Raw genomic sequence first — 22,923 nt, 5'->3', positions numbered from 1 at the left:
GCCGCGCGGCGAGAGCCTCGCGCAGTGGATAGGGTGCAGGTGTGTCAGTCGAGATCGTAGAGCGGCGTCGGATCGTCCTCCAGAGCGAAGATCGTCGCATCGACCTCTCCCTGCCGCTCGACGAGACGCTGGAGGACGCCCTCATCCTGAGCGGGATCCCCGACGCGGACCGGTTCGTCACGATCGGCCCCGGGGGATACGAGATCCCCGGCGACACCGAGTGCGAAGACCTCGTCGACGGTGGCCTCTATGCGTTGATCGACCGCACGGCTCTGGCTCCGCAGGCGCGCCCGGCGGAGAAGGCGACGGGCCAGACGCGCGCCGACCACGGCGCACGGTGGTGGCTGCTGGCCGTGAGCGGGATGCTGCTCGTCGCGGTCTTCGCCCAGGGCGCCGTCGATCCGCTGATCCGGCTTCTCGTCGCCCTCCTCGTCGCGGCCGGTGCGATCGGTGGCGCTGTCGCGTGGGCGCGACGAGACTCCGCGGCGGGAGTGCGCGGCATCCTCGGGGTGCTCGCGCCGGTGCTGCTGTCGTTCGCGGCCGGCGTTCTCCTCATCCCGGCCGGGCTGGAGGACGCGTCGCACCTGTCGACCGCCACCGGGTTCCTCGCGGCGGGTGTCACCACCGCGATCATCGCCGTCACGGCTAGGGCTCGCCCGATGCGCGCCGCGGTCGGGACGGCGACGGTGCTGCTCGTGGGCCTCGCCGCCGTCTGGGGCCTGGCACTGCTCCTGCGGTGGGGGGAGGCGGAGGCCGCCGCCGTCTCGCTCGGCCTCGTTCCGCTGGGCCTGCGTGCCCTCCCGAGCAGCCTCGTCAACCTGCCCGAAGGCTACTTCATCGACTACAAGCACTTCATGACCAGCCGGTGGACCGTGCGCGGAGCCATCCCCGAGTCGGTCGGGCTGCTGCGTCCGGAGCGCATCACCGCCGTGGTCGACGATTCCTCCGCGCGCCTCATCGCGGGCACCGCCGTGCTGAGCATCGTGGCCGCAGCGATGGCTCCGGTCGCGTTCCTGCGGCCCTGGCCCGATGACGCGTTCGTGGTATCCGGCGGGATCGCTCTCCTCTGCTGCCTCGCGCTCGCCCTGCTGCTCACGCCGCGGCACACCACCTCGCGCCTCCTCCGGTGGTTCCCCCGTGCCGCGGCCGCCGTGGTCTGCCTCGTCGCCGGCATCCAGGTCGCGGCGGCCCTCGGGAGCGGCTTCCACCTGCTCGGAGCGGCCCTGCTGTTCCTCGTCGGGTTGGCGGCGGTGGCCGTCGTCATCCCGGTGTCCAAGGGCGCGAAGTCGCTGGTGTGGTCGCGGGTCGGAGACGCGTTCGAGTGGCTCGCCGTCGCGCTCGCCCTACCGTCAGCCCTGCTCTACGCGAATGCGCTCTCCCTGGTTCGTGGAATGATGGCCGGATGAGCGGGAACGGCCCATCACAGTCCTGGCCGAGCGGGGGTCCGATCCCGCCGATGGCGCCCGGCGGAGACCGTCCAGGGGAGATCCCCGCGCTGCCGCCCGCCCTGATCGCGGCGCCGCCGGGCGTCGACGGCACGCCGCTCCGCCAGACGCCCGCGCCGCCCACGCCGATCGCCTCGTCGCGACGCACCGTCCCTCGGCCGGCCGAGGGACTCGGCCCCGCCTTCCGTGGAGCGCCCGCGGGCACCATCCAGCGGATCGCGGCCTTCACGCTCGACGCGGCCGCCGTGTTCCTCGCGTCCGCCGTCGTCCTCGTGCTGACCCAGAGCGTGCTGCTCGCGGGCCTCACCGTCTTCGAGCTCGCCCTGTTCCTCTGGGTGCTGGAGGCGCGGACCGGCCTCACCCTCGGCAACGCCGTGCTGCGCCTGCGCAGCGCCCGCGCCGACCGGCCGTGGTCCCCGGGGATCGGGCGCCAGTTCGTCCGCGGCATCATCACCGGTGCCGGCTTCCTCGTGGCTGTCGGCAGCTGGGTGGTCGTCGCCTCCAGCACGTGGGATCGCGGCGGCAGACGGCAGTCCTGGGCCGACCGCGTCGCCGGCACCGTCGTGGTCGCCGTGCCCCCCAAGGCCGTCGAGGCTCCGCCGGCTCCCGCCGCGGTGGAGGCCGCTCCGCTCGCTCCGCCGCAGGTCGTGCCGCTGGTGGCGTCGCCGTCTGTCGTGGACGAGGACTCCCAGCCCACCGACGCCCGCGCGGCCTCCCGCCGCACCGAGACCCCGGAACCGGCGGCACCCGGATCGGATCGGCCGCTCTTCACCGTCGCCCCGGCGCCCGGGTCGCAGGCGGGTGCCGAGGCCCCGGCCCCTGCCCCCGAGACCGGGGCGCTGCTGCTCATCTTCGACACGGGTCAGCGCGTGCAGCTCGCCCTCCCCGTGGCCGCGAACCTCGGGCGCGGCCCCGTCGCCAGCGCCCACGACGACCGCCTCATCGTCGTCACCGACCCCGACGCGTCGGTCTCGAAGACCCATCTGCGCATCGAGCACTCCCGCGGCCGCACCTGGGTCACCGACTTCGGTTCCACGAACGGCTCCGACGTCCGCAGCGACGACGGCCAGACGACCGAGCTGGTCGCGGGCGAGCGCGTGCTCCTCGACGACGCCGACCGTGTCCGCATGGGCAACCGCAGCTTCACCATCAGCCTTCTGCTGGGCACCGACAGCAGCGCCGGAGAGAGAGCATGACAGGACCCCGTCTCGCCCCGCCCCGTGTCCCCTCCGGGAGGCTCCCGGTCCAGGCCCCGCCGGAGCTGCAGCCGAACGACGGCGGCATCGGGATCCTCGGGTCGCTGCTGCCCATGCTCGGCAGCGTCGGCGCGATCGTCATGGTCACCATGTCGAACCAGTCCGTCACGGGTCTGCTCACCGGCGGCATGTTCCTGCTGTCCTCGCTCGGCTTCGTCGCCGTCAACGGCTGGCGGCAGCGCTCCCAACGGCAGGCGGCCACGCTCGGTGCCCGCCGCGAGTATCTGGCGTACCTGACCGAGTTGCGGCAGACCGTCCGCGTCGCCGCCCGACAGCAGCGCCGCTCCGCGAACTGGCACCTGCCCGCCCCGTCGACCCTGCCGTACCTCGCGGAGGAGCGCACCCGCGTCTGGGAGCGCGGCGTCAACGACCCCGACTTCCTGTCGGTCCGCGTGGGCGTCACCGATCAGCCGCTGTGCGTCACGCTCGAAGCCCCGGAGCTCCCGCCACTGGCGCAGCTCGACCCCGTCGCCGCCTCGGCCGCGCACCGCTTCATGCTGACGCACGAGGTCCAGAAGAACCTCCCGCTCGGCGTCACCCTCCGCGACTACGCCCGCATCGAGATCACCGGCGACGAGGACGAGACCCGCGCGCTGGCGAGAGCCATGCTGCTGCATGCGGCCACCATGCACGACCCCGACGTGCTGCAGATCGTCATCGCCGCGGATACCGGCGTGCTCCCGCAGTGGGAGTGGGCGAAGTGGCTGCCGCACACGCATTCGCGCACCGTGCGGGACGGCCTCGGCGCCGCCCGCATGATCGGCTCGCAGCTGTCCGAGCTCGAGGACATGCTGCCGCCCGAGGTGCGGGAGCGCTCGCGCTTCGCCCGCGACGGCTCCGGACCGAAGACGCCGCACATCGTCATCGTCACGGACGGCGCCACGACATCGTTCAACGACGCCCTCGTCACCGGCGACGGCGTGCAGGGCGTGACCGTGATCGACCTCCCCGCCCGCTGGGGCGACCTCGACGACCCCAACGCCCTGCGCATCGCTTTCGAGACCGGCGGTGCCAGCACACGCGCCGAGCTCGTCAGCCTGCAGGTGCCCGCACGGCCGTTCGAGGCCGATGCGATCACCATCGTCGAGGCGGAGGCGACCGCCCGTCGGCTCATCGCCCTGTACTCGGGCGGCACCGCGATCGCCAGCAAGAAGAGCGCGACCGGCCAGGCCGAGCTCGTCGAGCTCCTCGGCCTGCCCGACGTGCGCGACCTCGACCTCGACGCCGCGTGGGCACCGCGCCTGGAGCGCGACCGCCTCCGCGTGCCGATCGGCCAGACCGAGGACGGCAGCCCGCTCATCCTCGACATCAAGGAATCGGCGCAGCAGGGTATGGGCCCGCACGGCCTCATCATCGGCGCCACCGGCTCCGGGAAGTCGGAGGTGCTCCGCACGCTGGTGCTGGCCCTCGCGATGACCCATTCGCCGGAGCAGCTCAACTTCGTGCTCGTCGACTTCAAGGGTGGGGCGACGTTCGCCGGCATGGCCGACATGCCGCACGTCTCGGCGATCATCACGAACCTCGGTGAGGAGATCTCCCTCGTCGACCGCATGCAGGACGCGCTCCAGGGCGAGATGGTGCGCCGACAGGAGCTGCTGCGCGCCACCGGCCCGTTCGCCAACGTGGCCGACTACGAGAAGGCGCGTCGCGGCGGACGCACCGATCTGGCGCCGCTGCCTGCCCTGCTCATCGTCGCCGACGAGTTCTCCGAGCTCCTGTCGGCGAAGCCGGAGTTCGTCGACACGTTCGTCAACATCGGCCGCCTCGGCCGCTCGCTGCAGGTCCACCTGCTGCTGTCCTCCCAGCGGCTCGAGGAGGGAAAGCTGCGCGGCCTCGACACGCACCTCTCGTACCGCATCGGTCTTCGGACGTTCTCGGCGGCCGAGTCCCGCACGGTCCTCGGCGTGCCGGACGCCTATCACCTGCCCACCCAGCCGGGCGCCGGCATCCTGAAGTCCGACACCGAGACGATGACGCAGTTCCGTGCCGCGTACGTATCGGGCCCGCCGCCGCGTCGTCGCCGGAGGGCGTCGTCCGGCGGCTCCGGCCAGAGCACCGGCTCGACGGCGGTCGAGCTGTTCACCGCCGCGCCGGTGTGGCGGGCGGAGGCACCCGTGGACGAGCCGGAGGTCATGGTCGACGCCGAACCGGAGGAGAAGCGCAACACTTTCGAGATCGCGGTCGAGTCCATGAAGGGACGCGGCCCCGCGGCCCACCAGGTGTGGCTGCCGCCGCTGGTGACGCCGGCCACCCTCGACCAGCTCTTCGGCGACCTCGTCGAGGACCCGTCGCTCGGGCTCGTCTCCCCGCGCTGGCGGGGTGCGGGGGCGCTCACGGTCCCGCTCGGCATCGTCGACGTGCCGCTGGAGCAGCGCCGCGAGAACCTCGCGGTCTCCCTCGGCGGCGCGGCCGGCCACATGGCGATCGTCGGCGCGCCGCTGAGCGGCAAGAGCACGCTCGCGCGGACGACGGTCGCCGCGCTGGCGCTCACCCACACGCCCCAGGAGGTGCAGTTCTTCGTCATCGACTTCGGCGGCGGCAGCTTCACCGGCCTGCAGGACTTCACGCACATCAGCGGCGTCGCGACCCGCTCCGAGCCGGACGTGGTCCGCCGTACGGTCGCCGAGGTCACCAGCCTGCTGAACGCCCGCGAGGTGTACTTCCGGCAGAACGGCATCGACTCGATCGACGCGTACCGCCAGCGCCGTGCGCAGGGTCTCACCGACGACGGCTATGGCGACATCTTCCTCATCGTCGACGGCTGGGGCACGCTGCGCGCCGAGTTCGAGATGCTGGAGCCGCAGATCCAGGCGATCGCCGCGCGGGGTCTCACCTACGGCGTCCACGTCGTGATCACGGCGGCGCGTTGGATGGAGATCCGGGCGAACATCAAGGACCTCATCGGCACCCGCATCGAGCTGCGCCTGGGCGACCCGACCGACTCCGAGGTCAACCGCAAGGCGGCGGAGAACGTCACGGCCATCCCCGGCCGCGGCCTCAACGACCGCGGCCTGCAGATGCTCACGGCGCTGCCCCGCGTCGACGGGGTGGACGACGCGTCGAGCCTCGCCGACGGGATCGACGACCTCGTGGCACGGGTCGCGGCGGCGTGGCACGGACCGGCAGGGCCCAAGCTGCGGCTGCTGCCCTCGCGCATCAGCCATGCCGATCTGCGCGCCGTGGCGGCCGCGCAGTCGCCGGACGGCACGGAGCCCCGCGAACTCCTGCTGGGCATCGATGAGGCGAACCTCGCCCCGTTCTCGATCGATCCGGTCGCCGAGCCGCTGCTGTACCTGTACGGCGACGCGGACTCCGGCAAGTCGTCGATGCTCCGCGGCGTCGTGCACGAGATCACGCGCCTGTACGGGCCGACCGAGGCGAAGATCTTCGTCGTCGACTACCGTCGTGCCCTCCTGGGCGAGATCCCGCAGGAGTACCTCGGCGCCTACCTCACGTCGCACGAGATGACGGAGGGCGGGATGAACGAGCTCGCCCAGTTCTTCCGCAGCCGCATCCCGGGACCCGACGTCACGCCCGACCAGCTCCGCAGCCGATCGTGGTGGAAGGGCGCGGAAGGGTTCGTCCTCATCGACGACTACGACCTCGTGGCGACCTCGCAGGGCAACCCGGTCGCGGTGCTCGCACCGCTGCTCGCGCAGGCGGCCGATCTCGGCCTTCACGTGATCCTCACCCGCCGCACCGGCGGGGCGAGCCGCGCCGCGTACGATCCCATCATCCAGCGCATGACCGACCTGGGTGCGACCGGCATCCTGCTCTCCGGCAGCCCCGAGGAGGGCCAGCTCATCGGCAAGGTGAAGGCGGTTCCCGCGATTCCCGGCCGTGCGCAGATCGTCAGCCGCGATCGGGGCCTCGTCTCCGCGCAGCTGCTGTGGGTGCCGCCGAGCTACGAGTGACAACCGAGGAGAGACCGAGATGACCTTCGAACCGACGCCGGCCGCAGCGCCGATGGTCCCACCCGTGCTGTACCTGCCCCTGAGCGTGACGTCGACGCCGGAGGAGCAGCTCGTCGAGATCCGGGAGCTGAAGGACGGGCGGCGTGCGCTGCTCGCCTACACCGCCCTGGACCGGCTGCTGGAGCTCGCCGGCGAGCGGCAGCCCTGGGTCCTGGTGCGCACCGAGGACCTCGGTCAGATCAAGGAGGCGCAGCCCTACGACGTCGTCATCTTCGACCTCGACGTGCCCGCGTCCTACCGCCGGAACGGAGCCATCGCATGAGCCGCATCGCGATGGACCCGGAGGTGATGGCCGTCCATGCGGACATGCACGAGGAGGCGGTCGAGCTCATCGAGACGAAGCTCTCCGGCATTCCGACGGCCGTCGACGGCGGACTCGCCTCCGACACGGTCGCCGCCATCATGCAGCGGGTGGGGGAGGGCGTCGACGCCCTGTACCGGATCAACGGCACCCTGGGAGAGATCGTCCGCGCCATCGCCGACGACGCGGAGACGAACGAACAGGACGTGATCGACCAGCTCGACCCGGTCGCGGCCATCGTCGAGGACCTCTGATGACGATCGACACGACCACATACGGCGACGCCGACCAGGTACAGGCGGCCGCGGACTGGCTCGACCCCGACCTGAAGGACGCCGCAGACGTGTCCTCCAACGTCACGACCTTCATCCCGACCGGCGTGCGCGGGCACTGGTTCGGCGAGTCGGCGGACGACTACGTCACGATCCTCTCGCGCACGACGGACGCCGCGAAGGAGATCAAGGACCTCGCCCGTGACGCCGCCGAGAAGCTCCGGTCGTACGCCGGGCAGCTGCGGCGCATGAAGGAGGACTTCGCGACGCACCGCGACAATGCGCGGGCGGCGGGGCTTCCGGTGAACGGCATGATCATCGGCCGGCCGGTGTCCCTGATCCCGGTGTGCCCCACGTCGAGGGACGACCCCTACTGGGACGAGTGGCAGGAGCACCTCGACCGCATCGAGCTGTACAACGAGATCGCGGCCGACGTCGGCTCCTGGTGGGGCGAGCTCGAGGTCTGGATCAGCGAGAACCTCGACGGCTTCCTCGGGACCATGCCGAGCCAGTCCACGGCGGACAGGATCCTGTCCGGTCTGCGAGAGGCGAGCGGCGAGGTCCCGAAGATCTACCTCGAGGGCCAGGGCCTGGCGTGGGCGGAGACGGCGGCCGAGCTCACCTCCCACGCGGAGGATCTGCGTCTCGGAGCATCGGACTTCGTTCGCGAGCTGCGCTCCGGCAATCCCGCCGTCAAGGCCGCTGCCGAGGCCGCCAACCCCACCGGCATGCGGTGGGCTGCGGATGAGGCCGAGGATCTGGCCCGCGGACTCTCTCGCGCGAGTCGGGCGGTGCCGTTCATCGGCTGGGGCGTCGACGCCTGGAATCTGGGCTCGGCGATGTCGTCGGGCGACGACCCCTCGTCCACCGCGGTGGAGATCATCGGCGGTGCGGCGGGAGGCGCGGCTGCGGCTGCCGGTGTCGCCGCGCTCGCGGCGGCCGGTGTCGTCACGCTCCCGGTCTGGGGCACGGCGGTGGTTGTCGGCGGGGCCGCGGTGGCGGTCGGCGCCGGTGCGGTGTGGGCTTACGAGAACTGGGTCCCGCAGGACGTCCGGGAGTCGATCGACGCCGGCATGGCGGATGCGTGGGACGCCACGACGGACTTCGCGGAGGACGCCTGGGAGAACACGACCGACTTCGTGGGCGACGCCGGGCACAACATCGGCAAGGCGTGGAAGGGACTGTTCGGGTGACAGGTCAGCAGCAGTCGACCTCTCCGGAGACGATCTGGGTACCCGGTCATCCGGGGTGGGACGGGCAGCAACGCGCGACCACGGCGCTCACGGTGTTCGGCGTCGTGTTCGCCATCGTGGTCCTGCTGTTCAGCCTGATCCTGTTCGCCGATCCGGCTCCGGCGATGAAGGCACTGGGGATCGGTGTGCTCGCGGCCGTCGCCGTCGGCGTCTGGCTGATGGTGGCCCACGCCCGCGTCTCACGGGTCCGAGTCGTCCGGCCGGTCGTCGACGGTCCGGCGATCGCGTTCGGCGGGGCCGCGGGGATCGTCTGGCCGCTGCGCGCCCTCGCGCCGGTGGGGGCCCTGCTCCTCGCGGCGTGGGCATGGAGCATCTTCACGGTGCCCGCGGACCGACTGCCGCTCCTCACCCTGCTCCTCCTCCCGGTGGTCGCGCTGATCATGACGATCGCCGGCATCCGGTCGTGGTTCCGGGCTCCCTCCGCCCATCGCCTGACGCTGCGCCCCGACGGGCTGCAGCTCCGGATCCCGCGCAACAACGTGGCCGTGGCATGGGAGGAGGTCGTCAGCGCCGGCGTGGAAGGCAACCGCGTGGTACTGCGGACGTCGACCGCTCAGCAGTCCTCGTGGGCGGCGGCCGATCTCGCCAGCGACCCGGTGCTCCTGGCCGAACTCGTCACCTTCTACGCGAACCGTCCCGACGTCCGTGCCGAGATCGGCGCGGGCACGCTCGCCCGTCTGCGGTCCGGGGACTTCTAGCGGCGCCTCTCAGCGCGCGCCGGCGGCGTCGGCGAGATGACGCGCCTCGTGGCCGAGGACCTTCACGATGATCCCGTGTCGCCGGAGCTCGGCGACCGTGCGGGCGCCCTCCTCGGCGTCGAGCCCCAGGGCCCGGATGTTCGCCACCACGACCACGTCTCCGGTCCGGAGCGTCGAGATGAGCCGCGCGAGGCGGTCGTTCCAGCTCTCCAGGATGTCCGGCGCCGGGTGACGGAAGCCCTCGATGGGCACGCCGAAACGGGTGAGGTCGGCGCGCTGCTCGACGACCGACGGCATGCCCTCACGAGCGACGACGAGGCCGACCAGGCGGGAGCCCGCGGGACGCGCGGTCCAGAAGTTGCGGTTCTGCTGCAGCTCCGTGAAGCACTTCGGGCACTTTGCTGCGTCGTGCGGGAGGTGGAGCGGGCTCGTCAGCGCATCGTCGAGAGACGGCGTCGTGCCCGCCGGGTCCATCGTGTCGCTCATCCCGCACCTCCGCCCTCTATTCTGCCCTGCCGGGGCGTCCCGCGGCGACCGGATCAGAGCAGTCCGAGGGCACGGACCGCCTCCCGCTCCTCCACGAGCTCCGCGACCGAGGCGTCGATGCGCGTGCGGGCCCAGTCGTCAATCTCCAGGCCCTCCACGATGCGCCACTCGCCGTCGACGGACTGCACGGGGAACGAGGAGACGAGACCCTCCGGAACGCCGTACTCTCCGCGCGAGACGACGGCGGCGGAGGTCCAGTCCTCGGTCCCGCGGACCCAGTCGCGCACATGGTCGATCGTCGCGCTCGCGGCGGAGGCGACGGAGGACGACCCGCGGACCTCGATGATCTCGGCGCCGCGCTTGGCGACCCGGGGGATGAACGTCTGCTCCAGCCACGCCGGGACGTCGCCGACGATCCGCTCCAGGGCGTCCTGCACGGGCTTCCCGCCGACGGTCGCGTGCGACACGTCGGGGAACTGCGTGGCCGAGTGGTTGCCCCAGATCGGTACCCGCCGCACCGTGTGCACGGGGGCGCCGAGCGTCTGGGCGAGCTGGGCCCGTGCCCGGTTCTCGTCCAGCCGCGTGAGTGCGGTGAATCGGTCGGCGGGCACGCCGTCGGCCGCCGCCGAGGCGATCAGGGCGTTCGTGTTCGCGGGGTTGCCCACCACGGTCACGCGGACCCCGGGATCGGCGTTCGCGGCGATGGCGGCGCCCTGGGGCCCGAAGATGCCGCCGTTCGCGGCCAGCAGGTCACCGCGTTCCATGCCCGGACCGCGGGGGCGCGCGCCCACGAGCAGCGCGAGGTCGCAGCCGTCGAAGCCGACCGCGGGGTCGTCGGTCACCTCCACGTGCTCGAGCAGATCGAAAGCGCCGTCCTGCAGCTCCAGAGCGGCGCCCTCCGCAGCGCCGAGTCCCTGCGGGATCTCCAGCAGCCGCAGCCGCACCTTCTCATCCGGACCGAGCATGTCGCCGGCGGCGATGCGGAAGAGGAGCGCGTAGCCGATCTGTCCGCCCGCGCCGGTGATGGTGATCGTGGTGGCCATGCCACGAGCCTACGTCCGTCAGGGTGTCGGCGCGCGGAGTACCCTCGACGCATGACGTTCAATCCCGACGCCGACCTCTCCCGCAACACCACGCGCCGCCGCGGACGCACGGCGGCGATCGCGGGCGGCACCGGCATCGGCGTGCTCGGTCTCCTCGCCCTCATCGCCGGCCCCCTGCTGGGTATCGACCTCAGCGGACTGGTCGGTGGCGCGCCCGGGGGCGGGAGCGAGCCCGCCGGCGGTTCGGCCATCGAGAACTGCGACACCGGTGCCGACGCGAACGCGAACGCCGAGTGCCGGCTCGCAGGCGCTCAGCTCGCACTGGACGCGTTCTGGGGGGACAACGTCGAGGGCTACCGGGCTCCGCAGAACATCGTCGTCGACGGCGCGACATCCACGCAGTGCGGAACGGCCTCCAATGCCGTGGGGCCCTTCTACTGCCCGCCGGAGGAGACCGTCTACATCGATCCCACCTTCTTCCAGCTCATGCAGGAGCAGTTCGGGGCCTCGGCCGGAAACCTCGCGCAGCTCTACATCATCGGGCACGAGTGGGGGCACCACATCCAGAACATCACCGGGACGATGGACCAGTACCCGAACAACGGCACCGGTCCCGGCAGCAACGGCGTGCGCATGGAGCTGCAGGCCGACTGCTACGCCGGCGGCTGGCTCGGCCGCATGACCGAGCAGACCGACGCCGACGGCGATCCCTACCTGGAGAAGCCGACGGAGACGCAGATCGAGGACGCCCTGAACGCGGCGGCCGCAGTCGGAGACGACCACATCCAGGAGCAGTCCGGGCAGGTGAACCCGGAGACCTGGACCCACGGCTCCAGCGAGCAGCGTCAGCGCTGGTTCGCGGAGGGATACCAGAACGGGCTCGATGCGTGCGGGCAGGTGTTCACCCTCCCCGCCGATCAGCTCGACCCGTAGGCCCGGTGATCCCGCCGTTGTCAGATAACGTGGACTCGGCAGGACCGCACGACCGGTTGGGGGACCGAACATGACGAACACCGAAGGGCTCTATCCGCCCATCGAGCCGTACGAGACCGGAGTGCTGCTCGTCGGCGACGGGCACCGCGTGGCCTGGGAGATCAGCGGCAACCCCGAGGGCAAGCCCGTCGTGTTCCTCCACGGAGGTCCGGGCAGCGGGACGTCGCCGTGGCAGCGGCAGTTCTTCGACCCCGAGGCCTACCGGATCGTCCTGCTCGATCAGCGCGGATGCGGTCGGAGCACGCCGTCCGCCGCGGAGCCTGATGCCGATCTCCGGCACATCACCACCGCGCACCTCATCGCCGACCTCGAGCTCCTGCGCAAGAACCTCGGCATCGAGAGCTGGCAGGTGTTCGGCGGGTCCTGGGGGAGCGCCCTCGCGCTGGCCTACGCTCAGGCCCACCCGGATGTCGTTTCCGAGCTGATCCTGCGCGGCATCTTCACCCTGCGCCGCGCCGAGCTCGAGTGGTTCTACGAGGGCGGGGCGGCGGCGCTCTTCCCCGACCTGTGGGAGGACTTCATCGCGCCGATCCCGGTCCTGGAGCGCTCGCGGATGATCGAGGCGTACCACCGGCGGCTGTTCGACCCGGACCCGGCGGTCCATGAACCGGCGGCCCTCGCGTGGGCGGCGTGGGAGGCGGCGACCGTCACCCTGCGCCCCGACCCGGAGCAGATCGCGGCGATGGCCGATCCCCGCCGGGCCGTCGCCTTCGCGCGCATCGAGAACCACTTCTTCGTGCACCGCGGCTGGTGGGCCGAGGGACAGCTGCTCGCCGGGATCGACGCCATCCGGCACATCCCGACCGTGATCGTGCAGGGCCGCCACGACGTGGTCACGCCGATGATGACGGCGTGGGACCTGCACCGGGCTTGGCCGGAAGCCGACTTCCAGGTGGTCGACGACGCGGGCCATTCCGCCGCCGAACCCGGCATCCGCGCGGCTCTCCGCGCCGCGACCGATCGGTTCCGGCCCGAGGCCTGACGCGTCCCCTCAGGCGCGGAGCGCGCGCATCAGGGTCTTCACGAGGCCGACGGCGCCGCCGTCCGCGCGATGGCGGGTGAGACCCTCGCTCACGGCCGCGCCGGTGCGGGAGGAGACGAACCACGGCGGCTTCGGGAGGATGGTCAGGCGTCCGCCGCCGTTGGCCACGGGCAGCGAGCGCGGGAACGGTCGGAAGGGGCCGCGCAGCACGGAGCGCTCCACCCGATCCAGCAGCAGGGCATTGTGGACGACGCCGATGCCGCTGCCGACGTCGTCGATCGTGCCGCCGGGGAAAGCGCCCCAGGTGAGGGTCGGGGTGATGAACCCGAAGGCGGTCCACCCGTTGATCGCGATCGAGCCGTAGTGCAGGGCGGTGAGCGCCCGCTCGAACCCGCTGCCGAGCGCCTTCTCGGTGGCCGGGTCGATGAGCAGGTTCGCGCCGAGCGTGCCCTGCAGCTTCTCGTTCGCGTGGGCGACCGCGGCGTCGAGGAACTCCTGGCCGGTGCCCGGCAGGCTCACCACGCCGAGAACCGGGGCGAAGTACTCCGTGCTCTCCAGGGCGGCGGGGTCCTCATCGCCGTCGATCTCGACGAGGAGCCGGTCCCCGAGCACGAGCGCGTCCGGGTAGTCGTCCGTGGCGGCCTGCATGCGGGAGGGGGCGCCGGGGTACCAGATCGGGCGCTCCGGAGCGGTGGCGTAGGCGTGGCGCAGCGCGGCGCGGAAGTCGTCGGCCTGGTCCCAGTCGGCGGAGAGGATGACGACCTGCCCCGCGATGCAGTTGTGGCCGCTGTTCTGCAGCCGCATGGTCGCGATGTGCTCGGCCTGATACGCGAGGTCGGCGGCCGTCCACTTCCCGGGCACGACGATGATGGGGGAGACCCCGCCGAGCTCGGCGGTGATGGGCTTCTTCAGCAGCGGGCGGTTCTCGCGGCGGCGGCGCTTCGTCGCCGCCGCGCCCTCACCGGAGGACGGCCCCCAGACGATGGTGTCGAACGTTGCCGCCGAGCCGGTGATGTGCACGTGCGCGAGGCCCGGGTGCTGGGTGAGATACGCGCCGGCCGCCGGGCCCCCGCGCACGATCCGCAGCAGTCCGGGCTCGATGAGCGGGGCGAGCGCGCGCTTGTAGACGGGGACCAGGGCGTCCTGCGTGGGGTTCACCTTCAGCAGGGCGGTGCGGTTGTGGGCGAGCAGTTCGTACAGCACGTCCAGCACGGGGATGGAGGTCACGTTCCCGGCGCCGAGCACGAGGCCCACGCCGCCGGACACCGTCGGCGTGCGCTGGGCCAGACCCGCACCCGCCCTGGCGGCGTTCGGCGTGGTCCCCGGCTCGAGCCAGACCTCGCCGGTGAATCCGGACAGCAGGAACCGGTCGATGCCGGTGAGAGGGAAGGCATGCACGCGTGCCCGGCCACCGGGCGCCCGGTCGACCCGGATGCCGTCCAGTGGATTGGCCCCGTTCGCGATCCGGGTCAGCGTGGCGATCGAGGCGTCGAGCGCCCCGAGGACGCTGTACGGACCGCTCAGCCACTCCTCGCCGCGGAGCGGATGCCGCGCGTCCAGGCCCTTGGAGGCGGCGGCGGTCGTCGCCCAGTCGTCGGCCGTCGCGGCGACGCTCGTGCGGACCTGCCGGAGCAGCGTCGCGCGCTGCGCCACGGTGAGCGCGGTCCACACCGACGTCCCGGTCTGCAGGTCGGCGACGGCGGCGTCGAGCCGCTCCGCCTCGCCTTCCCCGAGAGCGGGAACGGCAGGCGCTGTCGTGGGCGCAGAAGTCATCGGCGTCTCCTTCGAACGGGCTTTCAGCTTAGGCGTCCGCGCGGAGATCCGCCGAGTGGCGAGACGATCAGATGAGCGAGAGCTCGCGCAGCTTCGACTCCACGTCGGCGTTCGACGGCTCGACGTGGTGCGAGGCGTCGGGGTAGACGACGACGGGGATGTTCGTGCGGCCGGAGATGTCCTTCGCGATGTCGGCGGCGTCGGGGTCGGCGACCAGGTCGACGTAGGTGTACGCGACGCCGAGCTCGTCGAGCTGCTTCTTCGTGCGGATGCAGTCGCGGCACCAGTCGGCGCCGAACATCGTGATGGTGTCGGAGGCGGGGTTGGTCATGCCTCCAGCCTACGTCCGTGGGGGAGGGGCGGCTCCGAAGAAGCCCGCCAGTGCGGCGGCGAGAGGTTCTGGCGCCTCCTCCGCCATGTGGTGCCCGCTGTCGATGCCGTGGCCGCGGACATCGTCGGCCCAGTCCCGCCAGATGCGGAGAGGGTCGCCGTAGAGCTCTTCGAGATCGTCGCGTTCCGACCAGAGCACGAGCGCGGGCATCGCGAGTCGGCGCCCGGCGGCGCGATCCGCCTCCTCGTGTGCGCGGTCGATCGTGAGACCGGCGCGGTAGTCCTCGAGCATCGCCCGGATGACCGACGGCTGCCGCACCGCGTGCAGGAACTCTGCATGGTTCGCCGCGCCCATCGTCGCCGGGTCGGCCTTGGGGGCGTACCAGGCCTCCGGGTCCGCGCCGATGACGCGCTCCGGGATGTCCGGCTGGGCGAAGAAGAACCAGTGCCACCAATGCACGGCGAAGGTCGCGTCGCAGCGGCGAAGGTGCTCCGAGATCGGTAGGCAGTCCAGCAGCGCGACCTGTTCCACGGTCTCCGGGTGATCGAGGGCGAGCCGGAGCGCGACGTAGCTGCCTCGGTCGTGCCCGACAAGGCGGAAGCGCTCGTGACCGAGTCTCTCGGCGACGGCGCGGATGTCTCGGGCGACGGCACGCTTGGAATGGGCCGAGTGATCGGAGGTGGGCGCCGGGCCGCGGGAGCGTCCATAGCCGCGCAGGTCGGGGCAGATCACGGTGAAGCCGCGCTCGACGAGCAGGGGAGCCACCCGATGCCACGTCGCCGAGGTGCGGGGGTGACCGTGCAGGAGCACCACGGGCGGTCCCGAGCCACCGTGACGGACGAGGATGTCCGCCTCGGAGGTCGGGATCCGAGTGGTCGTGAAGCCGGGGAACAGCGCCTCGTCGGCGGCGCTCATCGCCCGGGGTCCGCTTCGGCCGGCAGCTCCTCGACCGGGATGATCACGACGTCCTGCACCTTCCAGTCCAAGTCGGCGATGCCCTCGGACGCGGCGGTCAGGTCGGCCGTGCGGACGGTCCGGTGATGCGGCACCACGAACGCCTCGATGTGGAACACCTGGCCCTGATCCCGCATGCGCACGGCAGCCTGATCCACCCAGGGGCGGCTGCGCAGGTAGGAGACGACATCGCGGGCCAGCGGATGCGGCTCCGCGCTGTCGAACGTGCGGGCCCGCTGATCCATGAGATCGACGATCGCCGTCTTCGTGTTGCGGAAGCCGTCCCAGATGATGCCGAGCGAGATGAAGAGCGCCGCGGCGCCGTCGAGCCACCAGATTCCCGCGCCCACACCGAGCACGCCGACGATCGAGGCGACCGTCGTCTGCCAGTCCGCCTTCGCCATGTCGGCGTCGGCGTAGAGCAGCTTGTTGTGCAGGACGGGAGCGAGCTTGGCCTTGGCCGGACCGTAGAAGAACACCGGTCCGACGATCACGACGGCCATGACGGCGACCATGAGCCAACCGAGCCAGATCGTCTGCCCGAACAGCTGCACCGTGCCGATGGTCGGGTGCTCCCCCCGGAGGAGTCCGGCGACGGCCTCGACGGCGAGGTTGAGGCCGACCGCGAGGAGCGCGACACCGGCGACGAGGTGCCCGACGCCCATCACGCGGTGCAGGCCGTAGGGGTGCTTCCGGGTGGGGCGGCGCCGCACGAACACCAGGGCGAGAAGGAACGCGAACTGCGGGATCAGGGACAGCATGTCCTCGATCCACGCGGTGCGCATCGCCTGGGACTCGCCCACGACGAGCGCGATCACGGTGATCGTGATCGAGGTGTAGACGATCGTGAAGATCTCCCAGCGCACGGCTTTCCGGGTCGCCTGCTGCTGTTCGTCGGGGAGCTCGGTACGCCCGAACCGCTTCGTCTCGGTCATCGGTCGACCTCACCGTCGAGGTACGTCTCGAGGGCCGAGAGGAATGCGTTCTCGCCCAGGGGGACGAGCATCACGAGCTCCCGACCGCCCGCGCCCTCGATCCCGGGATAGCCGCGGGTCACGCCCGCCTTGTCGATCCACGGGGTGTCCGGGGTCAGGCCGCCGGCGACGAGATCGAGGTCGCCGGTCTCCAGCATGCCCACCAGGCTCTCCTCGGTCGCGACCGTCCAGGTGACGTGGGCGTCCAGGCTCGCGGCGAAGCCGTCGACGAGGGCGACGACCGGCCCGTGGGGCCGGCCGCCGTCTGTCTCGACCAGGCCGGGGTCGGGCGAGGTGCCGACCCGCAGCTCTCCGCCCGTGACTCGGTCCAGGGTGCCGTCCGGGTCTGCGGGGACCGTCGCTCCGCACCCGCTCAGGGCTGCGGCCACGATCAGGCCGACCAGGGCGCCGACCAGGCGGCGTCCGGCGGGCGTGCGTCGAATCCTCTCACTGCTCACGGACTCAGGATGACGCGTGGCGCCGTCCGGGTAAAGGTGTTGACGAGCGCCGTCGCGGAGGACTAACGGCTCTTGATGGTAAGGGTAGCCTTACCTATAGTGGAGGCATGAGCATCGCGTGCGAGCACCTCGAGGATCCGGACTGGGAAGCGATGGAGGGAGCCGTCCTCATCGCCGGGGACGCCGCCGATGTCGGAGCCATCGCCCGCGTCGCGTCCCGGCTCCCGTGGGATGCGCACGGCGTCATCCTCATCGAGGCGGCGGCCCGTATCCAGTTCCGGCACATCGACGTCCCCCAGGGGGTCTCGGTCCGCTGGCTCCTGCGCGCCGAGGGGCCGCGCGCCCATGCCCGCGGCGAGCGTCTCGCGAACGCCGTCTACGCGTGGTGCCTGGAGTGGACGTGCAGTGAGCCCCCGGAGCACTGGACGGTGTGGCTCGGCCCGCACACCCCGCCGCACGTGGCGCGGATGGCGCGCAGCCTCCTCGGCGTCGCGAACTGACCGACGCCGGCTTCAGCGGGTCGCGCCGACCACCGACGCCGTGGCGTTCGCGGTGATCGCGTCGAGCGCGCGGCGGAGCGCCGAGCTCGACGTGTGCGCGGTGTACGGGAAGTAGACGACCTCGACGCCCACCTCCGCGAACTCGCTCTCCAGCCGCAGGCCCTTCTCGGTGCCGCGCCAGTCGTCGCCCTTGAAGAAGTGCGTGAAGCGCACGTCGCGCCAGGAGTCCATCTTCGACGGCGTCGTCTCGACGTAGACGTCGTCGACGAAGGAGATGTGCCGCACGATCTCGGCACGCTCGGCGGTCGGGATGACCGGCTCGATCCCCTTGACCTGACGCAGCATCTCGTCGCTCACCACCCCGGCGATCAGGATGTCGCAGTGCTGTTTGGCGTGCCGCAGCAGATTGAGGTGCCCGACGTGAAACAGGTCGAAAGCTCCGACGGCATAGCCGATACGCGTCCCCATGATCTCCCCAGATCGATCATTCCCCAGTCGAACGGATCCCCACCCGTTCGTCGCGACTCCCACAGCCGCAGACGACACTTTAGCAGGAACATGTCCTGCGGCCCATAGGAACCCATGGAACGATGGATGCCGGAGCCGATGGGGCTGCGGAACGAAGGGGACCACGTTGGGGGCAGGGGTCACGGTCATCGTGCCGACGTACAACGAGCGCGACAACGTCGCCGAACTCGTGGAGCGGACGGCGGCGGCATTGGCGGGACGGGACGCCGAGATCCTCTTCATCGACGACAGCACCGATGACACAGCGGCCGAGGTGGAGCGCCTCGCGGCCGACGCCCCGATCGCGGTCCGGGTGCTCCATCGCGCGGACAACGTCGGGGGCCTCGGCGGGGCGGTCGTCGTCGGCCTGGGGGCCGCGAACGGCGACGTCTGCATCGTGATGGACGGCGACCTCCAGCATCCGCCGGAGCTCCTGCCGACCCTGCTGGACCGGTACGCGGACGGCGACGCGGACGTCGTCGCCGCCTCCCGCTACATCGGCGGCGGAGACACCAGCGGCCTCGGGACGGCCGTGCGCTTCGGCGTCTCCCGCGCCGCCACCTGGCTGACCCGCGCGATGTTCCCGCGGCGGCTCGCCCGGAGCACCGATCCGATGACCGGGTTCTTCCTCGTCGACCGGCGGCGACTCGATCTCGCTGCCCTGCGGCCGCAGGGCTTCAAGATCCTCCTGGAGATCCTCGCCCGCACCGATCTGCGGATCGCGGAGGTCCCGATGGAGTTCGGCGAACGCCGCCACGGCACCTCGAAGGCGAGCCTCCGGCAGGGGGCCACGTTCATCGCCCACCTGGCACGGCTGCGCTTCGGAAAGATGTCCCTGTTCGCCGCGATCGGCGTCCTCGGCGCCATCGCGAACCTCGCGATCATGTGGGCGCTGACCGCCGCGGGCGTGCCCTACGTGTGGGCGGCGATCATCGGCGCCGAGGTCACGATCGTGGGCAACTTCCTGCTGCAGGAGCGGTTCGTCTTCGCGGACATGCGCACCGACGCCCGCAGCGCCGCGGCACGCTTCGCGGCCTCGTTCACGTTCAACAACGTCGAGGCGGCCCTGCGCATCCCGGTGATGGCGCTCATGGTCGAGACGTGGCACATCTCCAGCGTGCTCGCCACGGCGCTCTCGCTCGTCGTGGCGTTCTTCGCCCGCTTCCTCTTCCACTCGCTCGTCGTGTACGCGCCCCGTCGGCGACGGGAGGAGCGGGAGGCGGCGGGTGAGCCGGAGCCGGACACCGCGACCCTGCGCATCATCCGCGCCATCGACGCGGAGGCGATGAAGCCGGGCGAGCTCTAGGCGTCGTCGGCGGACAGGTAGTCCGCGAGGGACGCATCCGCATCCCTCGGCGTCCAGCCGGTGGCCGTGATCCGGGCGAGGTCCAGGACGCTGTTGCGCGGACGCGGCGCGATCGGTCCGGCCTGGTCGGCGAAGTACTCCTCCGTCGTCACCGGGGTGACCGCGGCCGGGTCGTGCCCGGTCAGCCGGTAGACCGCGCGCGCGATGTCGGCCCAGGAGCGCGGTTCGCCGCCCCCGGTCACGTTGTAGAGCCCGAACGGCGCCGAGACGTCGAGCAGGTGCCGGATGGCCGCGGCGAGGTCCGCCGTGAAGGTGAGCCGCCCGATCTGGTCGCCGACGACCCGCGGCGCGATGCCCCGCTCCGCCAGCGAGGCCATCGTCCGCACGAAGTTGCGGCCGTCGCCGATCACCCAGGAGGTCCGCAGGATGTAGTGACGGGGCACGGTCGCGACGATCGCGTCCCCCGCCGCTTTCGTCTGCCCGTAGACACCGAGCGGCCGGACCTCGTCCGTCTCGGTGTAGGGGCCGTCCTTCGTGCCGTCGAACACGTAGTCGCTGGACACGTGCACGAGCGTGAGGCCGTTCTCGGTCGCGATGCGGGCGAGCGCGGACACGCCCGTGACGTTCGCCGCCCAGGCCTCGGCCCGCCCCTCCGCGGTCTCGGCGTGGTCGACGGCCGTGTAGGCGGCCGCGTTGATGATCGTCCCGTAGTCGCGCCAGCGCCGTGCGACGGCCAGCTCGGGGTCGCGGAGGTCGAGCGTCTCCCTGGTCGTGTACTCGACGTGCTCCGCGTCCCCGAGAGCCGCCCGCAACGCCAGGCCGAGCTGACCGGACGCCCCGACGACGAGGGTCTTCCGCGGGCCGATCGGGGTCACGTCGGCCAGTCGAGGATGCGCCCGGTCCTTCGGGGAGATCTCGACCTGGTCGAGCGGGATCGGCCACGCGATGGCCGCCGTCTCGTCGGCGAGATTGAGGAAGGAGTACGCCGCGTCCGGCGACCAGTGGTCGTTCACCAGGTAGGTGTAGGCGGTGTCCGCTTCGAGCGTCTGGTACGAATTGCCGACGCCGCGAGGCACGAGGATGGCGCGCGACGGGTCGATCTCCGCCGTGAAGACGCGCCCGAAGGTCTCGCCCGCCCGCAGATCGACCCAGGCGCCGAAGATCCGGCCGGTGGCGACGGAGACCCACTTGTCCCACGGTTCGGCATGGATGCCGCGGGTGGTGCCGATCGCGTCGTTGAACGAGATGTTGTTCTGCACGGGACCGAAGTCCGGAAGGCCGGCGGCGACCATCTTCTCGCGCTGCCAGTTCTCCTTGAACCAGCCGCGGGCATCACCGTGCACCGGGAGGTCGACGAGGAGCAGGCCGGGGATCGGCGTCTCGGTGATCGTGAGCGCCTTGCCGAACGCGGTCATCACTGCCCCCGGGCGGCGTAGAACGACTCCGTGGCGTCCTTGGCCGGCGCCCACCAGTCCTCGTTCGCGCGGTACCAGTCGATGGTGGAGGCGAGGCCCGACTCGAAGTCGGAGAACCGCGGCGCCCAGCCGAGCTCGGTGCGCAGCTTCGTGGAGTCGATGGCATAGCGCAGATCGTGACCGGCGCGGTCCGTGACGTGGTCGTAGGCGTCGGCGGGCTGGCCCATCTGCGTGAGGATCAGCTCGACGACGGACTTGTTGTCCTTCTCGCCGTCGGCGCCGATCAGGTACGTCTGGCCGATCTCGCCCTTCTCCAGGATCGTGAGGACGGCCGAGGAGTGGTCGTCGGCATGGATCCAGTCGCGCACGTTCTGTCCGGCGCCGTACAGCTTGGGTCGGATCCCGCGCAGCACGTTCGTGATCTGGCGCGGAATGAACTTCTCCACGTGCTGGTACGGGCCGTAGTTGTTCGAGCAGTTGGAGATCGTCGCCTGCACGCCGAACGAGCGCACCCAGGCGCGCACGAGCAGGTCGCTGCCGGCCTTCGTGGACGAGTACGGCGACGAGGGGTTGTACGGCGTCTGCTCCGTGAACCGTGCCGGGTCGTCGAGCTCGAGGTCTCCGTACACCTCGTCGGTGGAGATGTGGTGGAACCGGCGATCATGCCGACGGGCGGCCTCCAGCAGCGTGTACGTGCCGATGATGTTGGTGTCGAGGAACGGCCGCGGGTCGTGCAGCGAGTTGTCGTTGTGGGACTCGGCGGCATAGTGGACGACCGCGTCGGTCCGGGCGAACAGGCTGTCGACGAGCGCGGCGTCGGCGATGTCCCCCTCGACGAGTTCGACCCGGTCGGCGGGGAGACCAGCGAGCGAGGCGCGGTTGCCGGCGTAGGTGAGCTTGTCCAGCACGGTCACGTGCGCGTCCGTGTGCGCGACCACGTGGTGCACGAAGTTCGATCCGATGAAGCCGGCGCCGCCGGTCACGAGCAGGCGGGTCATCGAGCGCCCCTTTCGAGCAGTCCGAGCAGGTAGGTTCCGTAGCCCGACTTCACGAGGGCTTCCGCGCGCGTCCGAAGCGCCTCGTCGTCGAGGAAGCCCTGACGCCAGGCGACCTCCTCCGGCACGCCGATCTTCATCCCCGTGCGGCGCTCCATCGTGCGCACGTAGTCGGCGGCGTCGGTCATCTGGTCGAAGGTCCCGGTGTCCAGCCACGCTGTCCCGCGGGGGAGGACCTCGACCTGCAGCTTGCCCCGTTCGAGGTAGGCCCGGTTCACGTCCGTGATCTCGTACTCCCCGCGAGCGCTGGGCGCCAGGTTGCGAGCGATCTCGATGACGTCGTTGTCGTAGAAGTACAGGCCGGGCACCGCGTAATTGCTCTGCGGGGCGGCGGGCTTCTCCTCCAGGGAGACGGCCTGGCCGTCGGCGTCGAACGCCACGACTCCGTAGGCTTCCGGCTCCGCCACCCAGTACGCGAAGACCGCGCCACCGTCGATGTCCGCGAAGCGCTTGAGCTGCGTGCCGAGGCCCGGCCCGTAGAGCAGATTGTCGCCGAGGACCAGCGCGACGCTGTCGTCGCCGATGAAGTCCGCGCCGATGGTGAACGCCTGGGCGAGGCCGTCCGGCGACTCCTGCTGCGCGAAGGACAGGGAGACGCCGAACTGGGAGCCGTCTCCCAGCAGCCGCTCGAAGTGCGCGGCGTCGTGCGGCGTCGTGATGATGAGGATCTCCCGGATCCCGGCGAGCATCAGGGTCGACAGCGGGTAGTACACCATCGGCTTGTCGTAGACCGGGATCAGCTGCTTCGAGACCCCCAGCGTGATGGGGTGCAGCCGCGTGCCCGAGCCGCCCGCCAGAATGATGCCCTTCATATATGTCCCCCTCGTGAAACATCGATGCTCGTGGCGGCGTCACTGAGAGGACGGCCATCCCCTGCCGTCCGACGACCCCCACAGTCGTACGCTCGACTCTAGCGGAGAACTCCCCCTTTACACCGCCCGGGCCGA

Annotated in this window: 22 protein-coding genes; 11 read left to right on the top strand and 11 right to left on the bottom strand. The window is 71.3% G+C overall.

All coding sequences use genetic code 11. The features are described from left to right. The first annotated feature begins 41 nt into the window (after window positions 1-41). Genes AB0N68_RS03485 through AB0N68_RS03455 form a run of 7 tightly spaced genes read left to right on the top strand, consistent with a single transcriptional unit; the run spans window position 42 to window position 9,199 of the window. On the top strand, window positions 42-1,406 hold the full coding sequence (locus tag AB0N68_RS03485) for a hypothetical protein (RefSeq protein WP_292795868.1): 1,365 nt from the start codon (window positions 42-44) through the stop codon (window positions 1,404-1,406). Beyond that, the gene (locus AB0N68_RS03480; RefSeq protein ID WP_280571588.1) at window positions 1,403-2,641 is read left to right on the top strand and encodes an FHA domain-containing protein; all 1,239 of its coding nucleotides are present in this window, start codon (window positions 1,403-1,405) and stop codon (window positions 2,639-2,641) included. The genes AB0N68_RS03485 and AB0N68_RS03480 overlap by 4 nt, the downstream gene beginning before the upstream one ends. Beyond that, window positions 2,638-6,615 carry a type VII secretion protein EccCa gene (gene eccCa / locus AB0N68_RS03475; protein ID WP_187663172.1) on the top strand — a complete coding sequence of 1,326 codons (3,978 nt, stop codon included), beginning with the start codon at window positions 2,638-2,640 and terminating at the stop codon, window positions 6,613-6,615. Before AB0N68_RS03480 ends, eccCa begins: the two co-directional genes overlap by 4 nt. A gap of 19 nt (window positions 6,616-6,634) precedes the next feature. After that, the gene (locus AB0N68_RS03470) at window positions 6,635-6,937 is read left to right on the top strand and encodes an SAV_915 family protein (protein ID WP_187663173.1); all 303 of its coding nucleotides are present in this window, start codon (window positions 6,635-6,637) and stop codon (window positions 6,935-6,937) included. Next, window positions 6,934-7,230: a hypothetical protein gene (locus tag AB0N68_RS03465; protein WP_062635420.1), complete on the top strand. Its 297-nt coding sequence runs from the start codon at window positions 6,934-6,936 to the stop codon at window positions 7,228-7,230. The genes AB0N68_RS03470 and AB0N68_RS03465 overlap by 4 nt, the downstream gene beginning before the upstream one ends. After that, window positions 7,230-8,441, top strand: coding sequence for a hypothetical protein (locus tag AB0N68_RS03460; RefSeq protein WP_187663174.1), 1,212 nt, complete (start codon window positions 7,230-7,232; stop codon window positions 8,439-8,441). Before AB0N68_RS03465 ends, AB0N68_RS03460 begins: the two co-directional genes overlap by 1 nt. Continuing rightward, window positions 8,438-9,199, top strand: coding sequence for a hypothetical protein (locus AB0N68_RS03455; RefSeq protein WP_259952731.1), 762 nt, complete (start codon window positions 8,438-8,440; stop codon window positions 9,197-9,199). The genes AB0N68_RS03460 and AB0N68_RS03455 overlap by 4 nt, the downstream gene beginning before the upstream one ends. Before the next feature lie 9 nt (window positions 9,200-9,208). On the opposite strand, the gene AB0N68_RS03450 is transcribed toward AB0N68_RS03455, so the two are convergent. Beyond that, window positions 9,209-9,685, bottom strand: a complete 477-nt coding sequence (locus AB0N68_RS03450) for a recombinase family protein (protein WP_101847531.1) — start codon at window positions 9,683-9,685, stop codon at window positions 9,209-9,211. Between the two features lie 53 nt (window positions 9,686-9,738). After that, complete coding sequence (locus AB0N68_RS03445) at window positions 9,739-10,728, bottom strand: malate dehydrogenase (protein WP_292796904.1); 990 nt, start codon at window positions 10,726-10,728, stop codon at window positions 9,739-9,741. 51 nt (window positions 10,729-10,779) lie between these two features. Here AB0N68_RS03445 and ypfJ point away from each other — a divergent pair, with 51 nt between their 5' ends. Both ypfJ and pip read left to right on the top strand, forming a co-directional pair. After that, window positions 10,780-11,661, top strand: a complete 882-nt coding sequence (gene ypfJ / locus AB0N68_RS03440; protein WP_280569671.1) for a KPN_02809 family neutral zinc metallopeptidase — start codon at window positions 10,780-10,782, stop codon at window positions 11,659-11,661. 70 nt (window positions 11,662-11,731) lie between these two features. Continuing rightward, on the top strand, window positions 11,732-12,703 hold the full coding sequence (pip, locus tag AB0N68_RS03435) for a prolyl aminopeptidase (protein ID WP_280569669.1): 972 nt from the start codon (window positions 11,732-11,734) through the stop codon (window positions 12,701-12,703). A gap of 9 nt (window positions 12,704-12,712) precedes the next feature. Here pip and AB0N68_RS03430 read toward each other — a convergent pair whose 3' ends face one another. The 5 genes from AB0N68_RS03430 to AB0N68_RS03410 all read right to left on the bottom strand — a co-directional run bounded on the left by AB0N68_RS03430 (window position 12,713) and on the right by AB0N68_RS03410 (window position 17,193). Further along, window positions 12,713-14,476: an aldehyde dehydrogenase family protein gene (locus tag AB0N68_RS03430; RefSeq protein WP_268777665.1), complete on the bottom strand. Its 1,764-nt coding sequence runs from the start codon at window positions 14,474-14,476 to the stop codon at window positions 12,713-12,715. A 67-nt stretch (window positions 14,477-14,543) separates the two neighbouring features. After that, complete coding sequence (locus AB0N68_RS03425) at window positions 14,544-14,807, bottom strand: glutaredoxin family protein (RefSeq protein WP_071327714.1); 264 nt, start codon at window positions 14,805-14,807, stop codon at window positions 14,544-14,546. A 9-nt stretch (window positions 14,808-14,816) separates the two neighbouring features. After that, window positions 14,817-15,722: an alpha/beta fold hydrolase gene (locus AB0N68_RS03420; RefSeq protein ID WP_187663180.1), complete on the bottom strand. Its 906-nt coding sequence runs from the start codon at window positions 15,720-15,722 to the stop codon at window positions 14,817-14,819. Then, the gene (locus tag AB0N68_RS03415; protein ID WP_280569663.1) at window positions 15,719-16,696 is read right to left on the bottom strand and encodes a cation efflux transmembrane domain-containing protein; all 978 of its coding nucleotides are present in this window, start codon (window positions 16,694-16,696) and stop codon (window positions 15,719-15,721) included. The genes AB0N68_RS03420 and AB0N68_RS03415 overlap by 4 nt, the downstream gene beginning before the upstream one ends. Continuing rightward, entirely contained in the window at window positions 16,693-17,193 is a 501-nt protein-coding gene (locus AB0N68_RS03410; protein ID WP_232089167.1) for a type 2 periplasmic-binding domain-containing protein, read from the bottom strand. The genes AB0N68_RS03415 and AB0N68_RS03410 overlap by 4 nt, the downstream gene beginning before the upstream one ends. 107 nt (window positions 17,194-17,300) lie before the next feature. Between AB0N68_RS03410 and AB0N68_RS03405 the strand changes: the two genes are divergently transcribed. Beyond that, on the top strand, window positions 17,301-17,693 hold the full coding sequence (locus tag AB0N68_RS03405) for an SIP domain-containing protein (protein ID WP_187663182.1): 393 nt from the start codon (window positions 17,301-17,303) through the stop codon (window positions 17,691-17,693). Window positions 17,694-17,705: 12 nt separating this feature from the next. On the opposite strand, the gene AB0N68_RS03400 is transcribed toward AB0N68_RS03405, so the two are convergent. Then, the gene (locus AB0N68_RS03400; protein WP_187663183.1) at window positions 17,706-18,161 is read right to left on the bottom strand and encodes an FAD synthase family protein; all 456 of its coding nucleotides are present in this window, start codon (window positions 18,159-18,161) and stop codon (window positions 17,706-17,708) included. Window positions 18,162-18,327: 166 nt separating this feature from the next. On the opposite strand from AB0N68_RS03400, the gene AB0N68_RS03395 reads away from it, so the two are divergent. After that, window positions 18,328-19,506 carry a glycosyltransferase gene (locus tag AB0N68_RS03395; protein ID WP_232089168.1) on the top strand — a complete coding sequence of 393 codons (1,179 nt, stop codon included), beginning with the start codon at window positions 18,328-18,330 and terminating at the stop codon, window positions 19,504-19,506. Here the strand turns inward: AB0N68_RS03395 and AB0N68_RS03390 are convergent. The 3 genes from AB0N68_RS03390 to rfbA are packed head-to-tail and all read right to left on the bottom strand — an operon-like array spanning window position 19,503 to window position 22,788. Further along, complete coding sequence (locus AB0N68_RS03390) at window positions 19,503-20,921, bottom strand: sugar nucleotide-binding protein (RefSeq protein ID WP_259953547.1); 1,419 nt, start codon at window positions 20,919-20,921, stop codon at window positions 19,503-19,505. The genes AB0N68_RS03395 and AB0N68_RS03390 overlap by 4 nt on opposite strands. Further along, window positions 20,921-21,919, bottom strand: a complete 999-nt coding sequence (gene rfbB, locus AB0N68_RS03385; protein WP_280569660.1) for a dTDP-glucose 4,6-dehydratase — start codon at window positions 21,917-21,919, stop codon at window positions 20,921-20,923. Before rfbB ends, AB0N68_RS03390 begins: the two co-directional genes overlap by 1 nt. Then, window positions 21,916-22,788 carry a glucose-1-phosphate thymidylyltransferase RfbA gene (rfbA, locus tag AB0N68_RS03380; protein ID WP_187663186.1) on the bottom strand — a complete coding sequence of 291 codons (873 nt, stop codon included), beginning with the start codon at window positions 22,786-22,788 and terminating at the stop codon, window positions 21,916-21,918. The genes rfbB and rfbA overlap by 4 nt, the downstream gene beginning before the upstream one ends. Between the last annotated feature and the right edge of the window lie 135 nt (window positions 22,789-22,923).

Source organism: Microbacterium meiriae, from assembly GCF_040685015.1.
GTDB lineage: Bacteria > Actinomycetota > Actinomycetes > Actinomycetales > Microbacteriaceae > Microbacterium > Microbacterium meiriae.
Note: the sequence above shows the minus strand (reverse complement) of the source record. Positions and strands in the feature narration are given on the sequence as shown.

Coding starts and splice junctions, on each gene's coding strand:
- AB0N68_RS03480 (WP_280571588.1), top strand. CDS start 1,403: ATGAGCGGGAACGGCCCATCACAGTCCTGGCCGAGCGGGGGTCCGATC.
- eccCa (WP_187663172.1), top strand. CDS start 2,638: ATGACAGGACCCCGTCTCGCCCCGCCCCGTGTCCCCTCCGGGAGGCTC.
- AB0N68_RS03470 (WP_187663173.1), top strand. CDS start 6,635: ATGACCTTCGAACCGACGCCGGCCGCAGCGCCGATGGTCCCACCCGTG.
- AB0N68_RS03465 (WP_062635420.1), top strand. CDS start 6,934: ATGAGCCGCATCGCGATGGACCCGGAGGTGATGGCCGTCCATGCGGAC.
- AB0N68_RS03460 (WP_187663174.1), top strand. CDS start 7,230: ATGACGATCGACACGACCACATACGGCGACGCCGACCAGGTACAGGCG.
- AB0N68_RS03450 (WP_101847531.1), bottom strand. CDS start 9,685: ATGAGCGACACGATGGACCCGGCGGGCACGACGCCGTCTCTCGACGAT.
- AB0N68_RS03445 (WP_292796904.1), bottom strand. CDS start 10,728: ATGGCCACCACGATCACCATCACCGGCGCGGGCGGACAGATCGGCTAC.
- ypfJ (WP_280569671.1), top strand. CDS start 10,780: ATGACGTTCAATCCCGACGCCGACCTCTCCCGCAACACCACGCGCCGC.
- pip (WP_280569669.1), top strand. CDS start 11,732: ATGACGAACACCGAAGGGCTCTATCCGCCCATCGAGCCGTACGAGACC.
- AB0N68_RS03430 (WP_268777665.1), bottom strand. CDS start 14,476: ATGACTTCTGCGCCCACGACAGCGCCTGCCGTTCCCGCTCTCGGGGAA.
- AB0N68_RS03425 (WP_071327714.1), bottom strand. CDS start 14,807: ATGACCAACCCCGCCTCCGACACCATCACGATGTTCGGCGCCGACTGG.
- AB0N68_RS03420 (WP_187663180.1), bottom strand. CDS start 15,722: ATGAGCGCCGCCGACGAGGCGCTGTTCCCCGGCTTCACGACCACTCGG.
- AB0N68_RS03415 (WP_280569663.1), bottom strand. CDS start 16,696: ATGACCGAGACGAAGCGGTTCGGGCGTACCGAGCTCCCCGACGAACAG.
- AB0N68_RS03405 (WP_187663182.1), top strand. CDS start 17,301: ATGAGCATCGCGTGCGAGCACCTCGAGGATCCGGACTGGGAAGCGATG.
- AB0N68_RS03400 (WP_187663183.1), bottom strand. CDS start 18,161: ATGGGGACGCGTATCGGCTATGCCGTCGGAGCTTTCGACCTGTTTCAC.
- AB0N68_RS03390 (WP_259953547.1), bottom strand. CDS start 20,921: ATGACCGCGTTCGGCAAGGCGCTCACGATCACCGAGACGCCGATCCCC.
- rfbB (WP_280569660.1), bottom strand. CDS start 21,919: ATGACCCGCCTGCTCGTGACCGGCGGCGCCGGCTTCATCGGATCGAAC.
- rfbA (WP_187663186.1), bottom strand. CDS start 22,788: ATGAAGGGCATCATTCTGGCGGGCGGCTCGGGCACGCGGCTGCACCCC.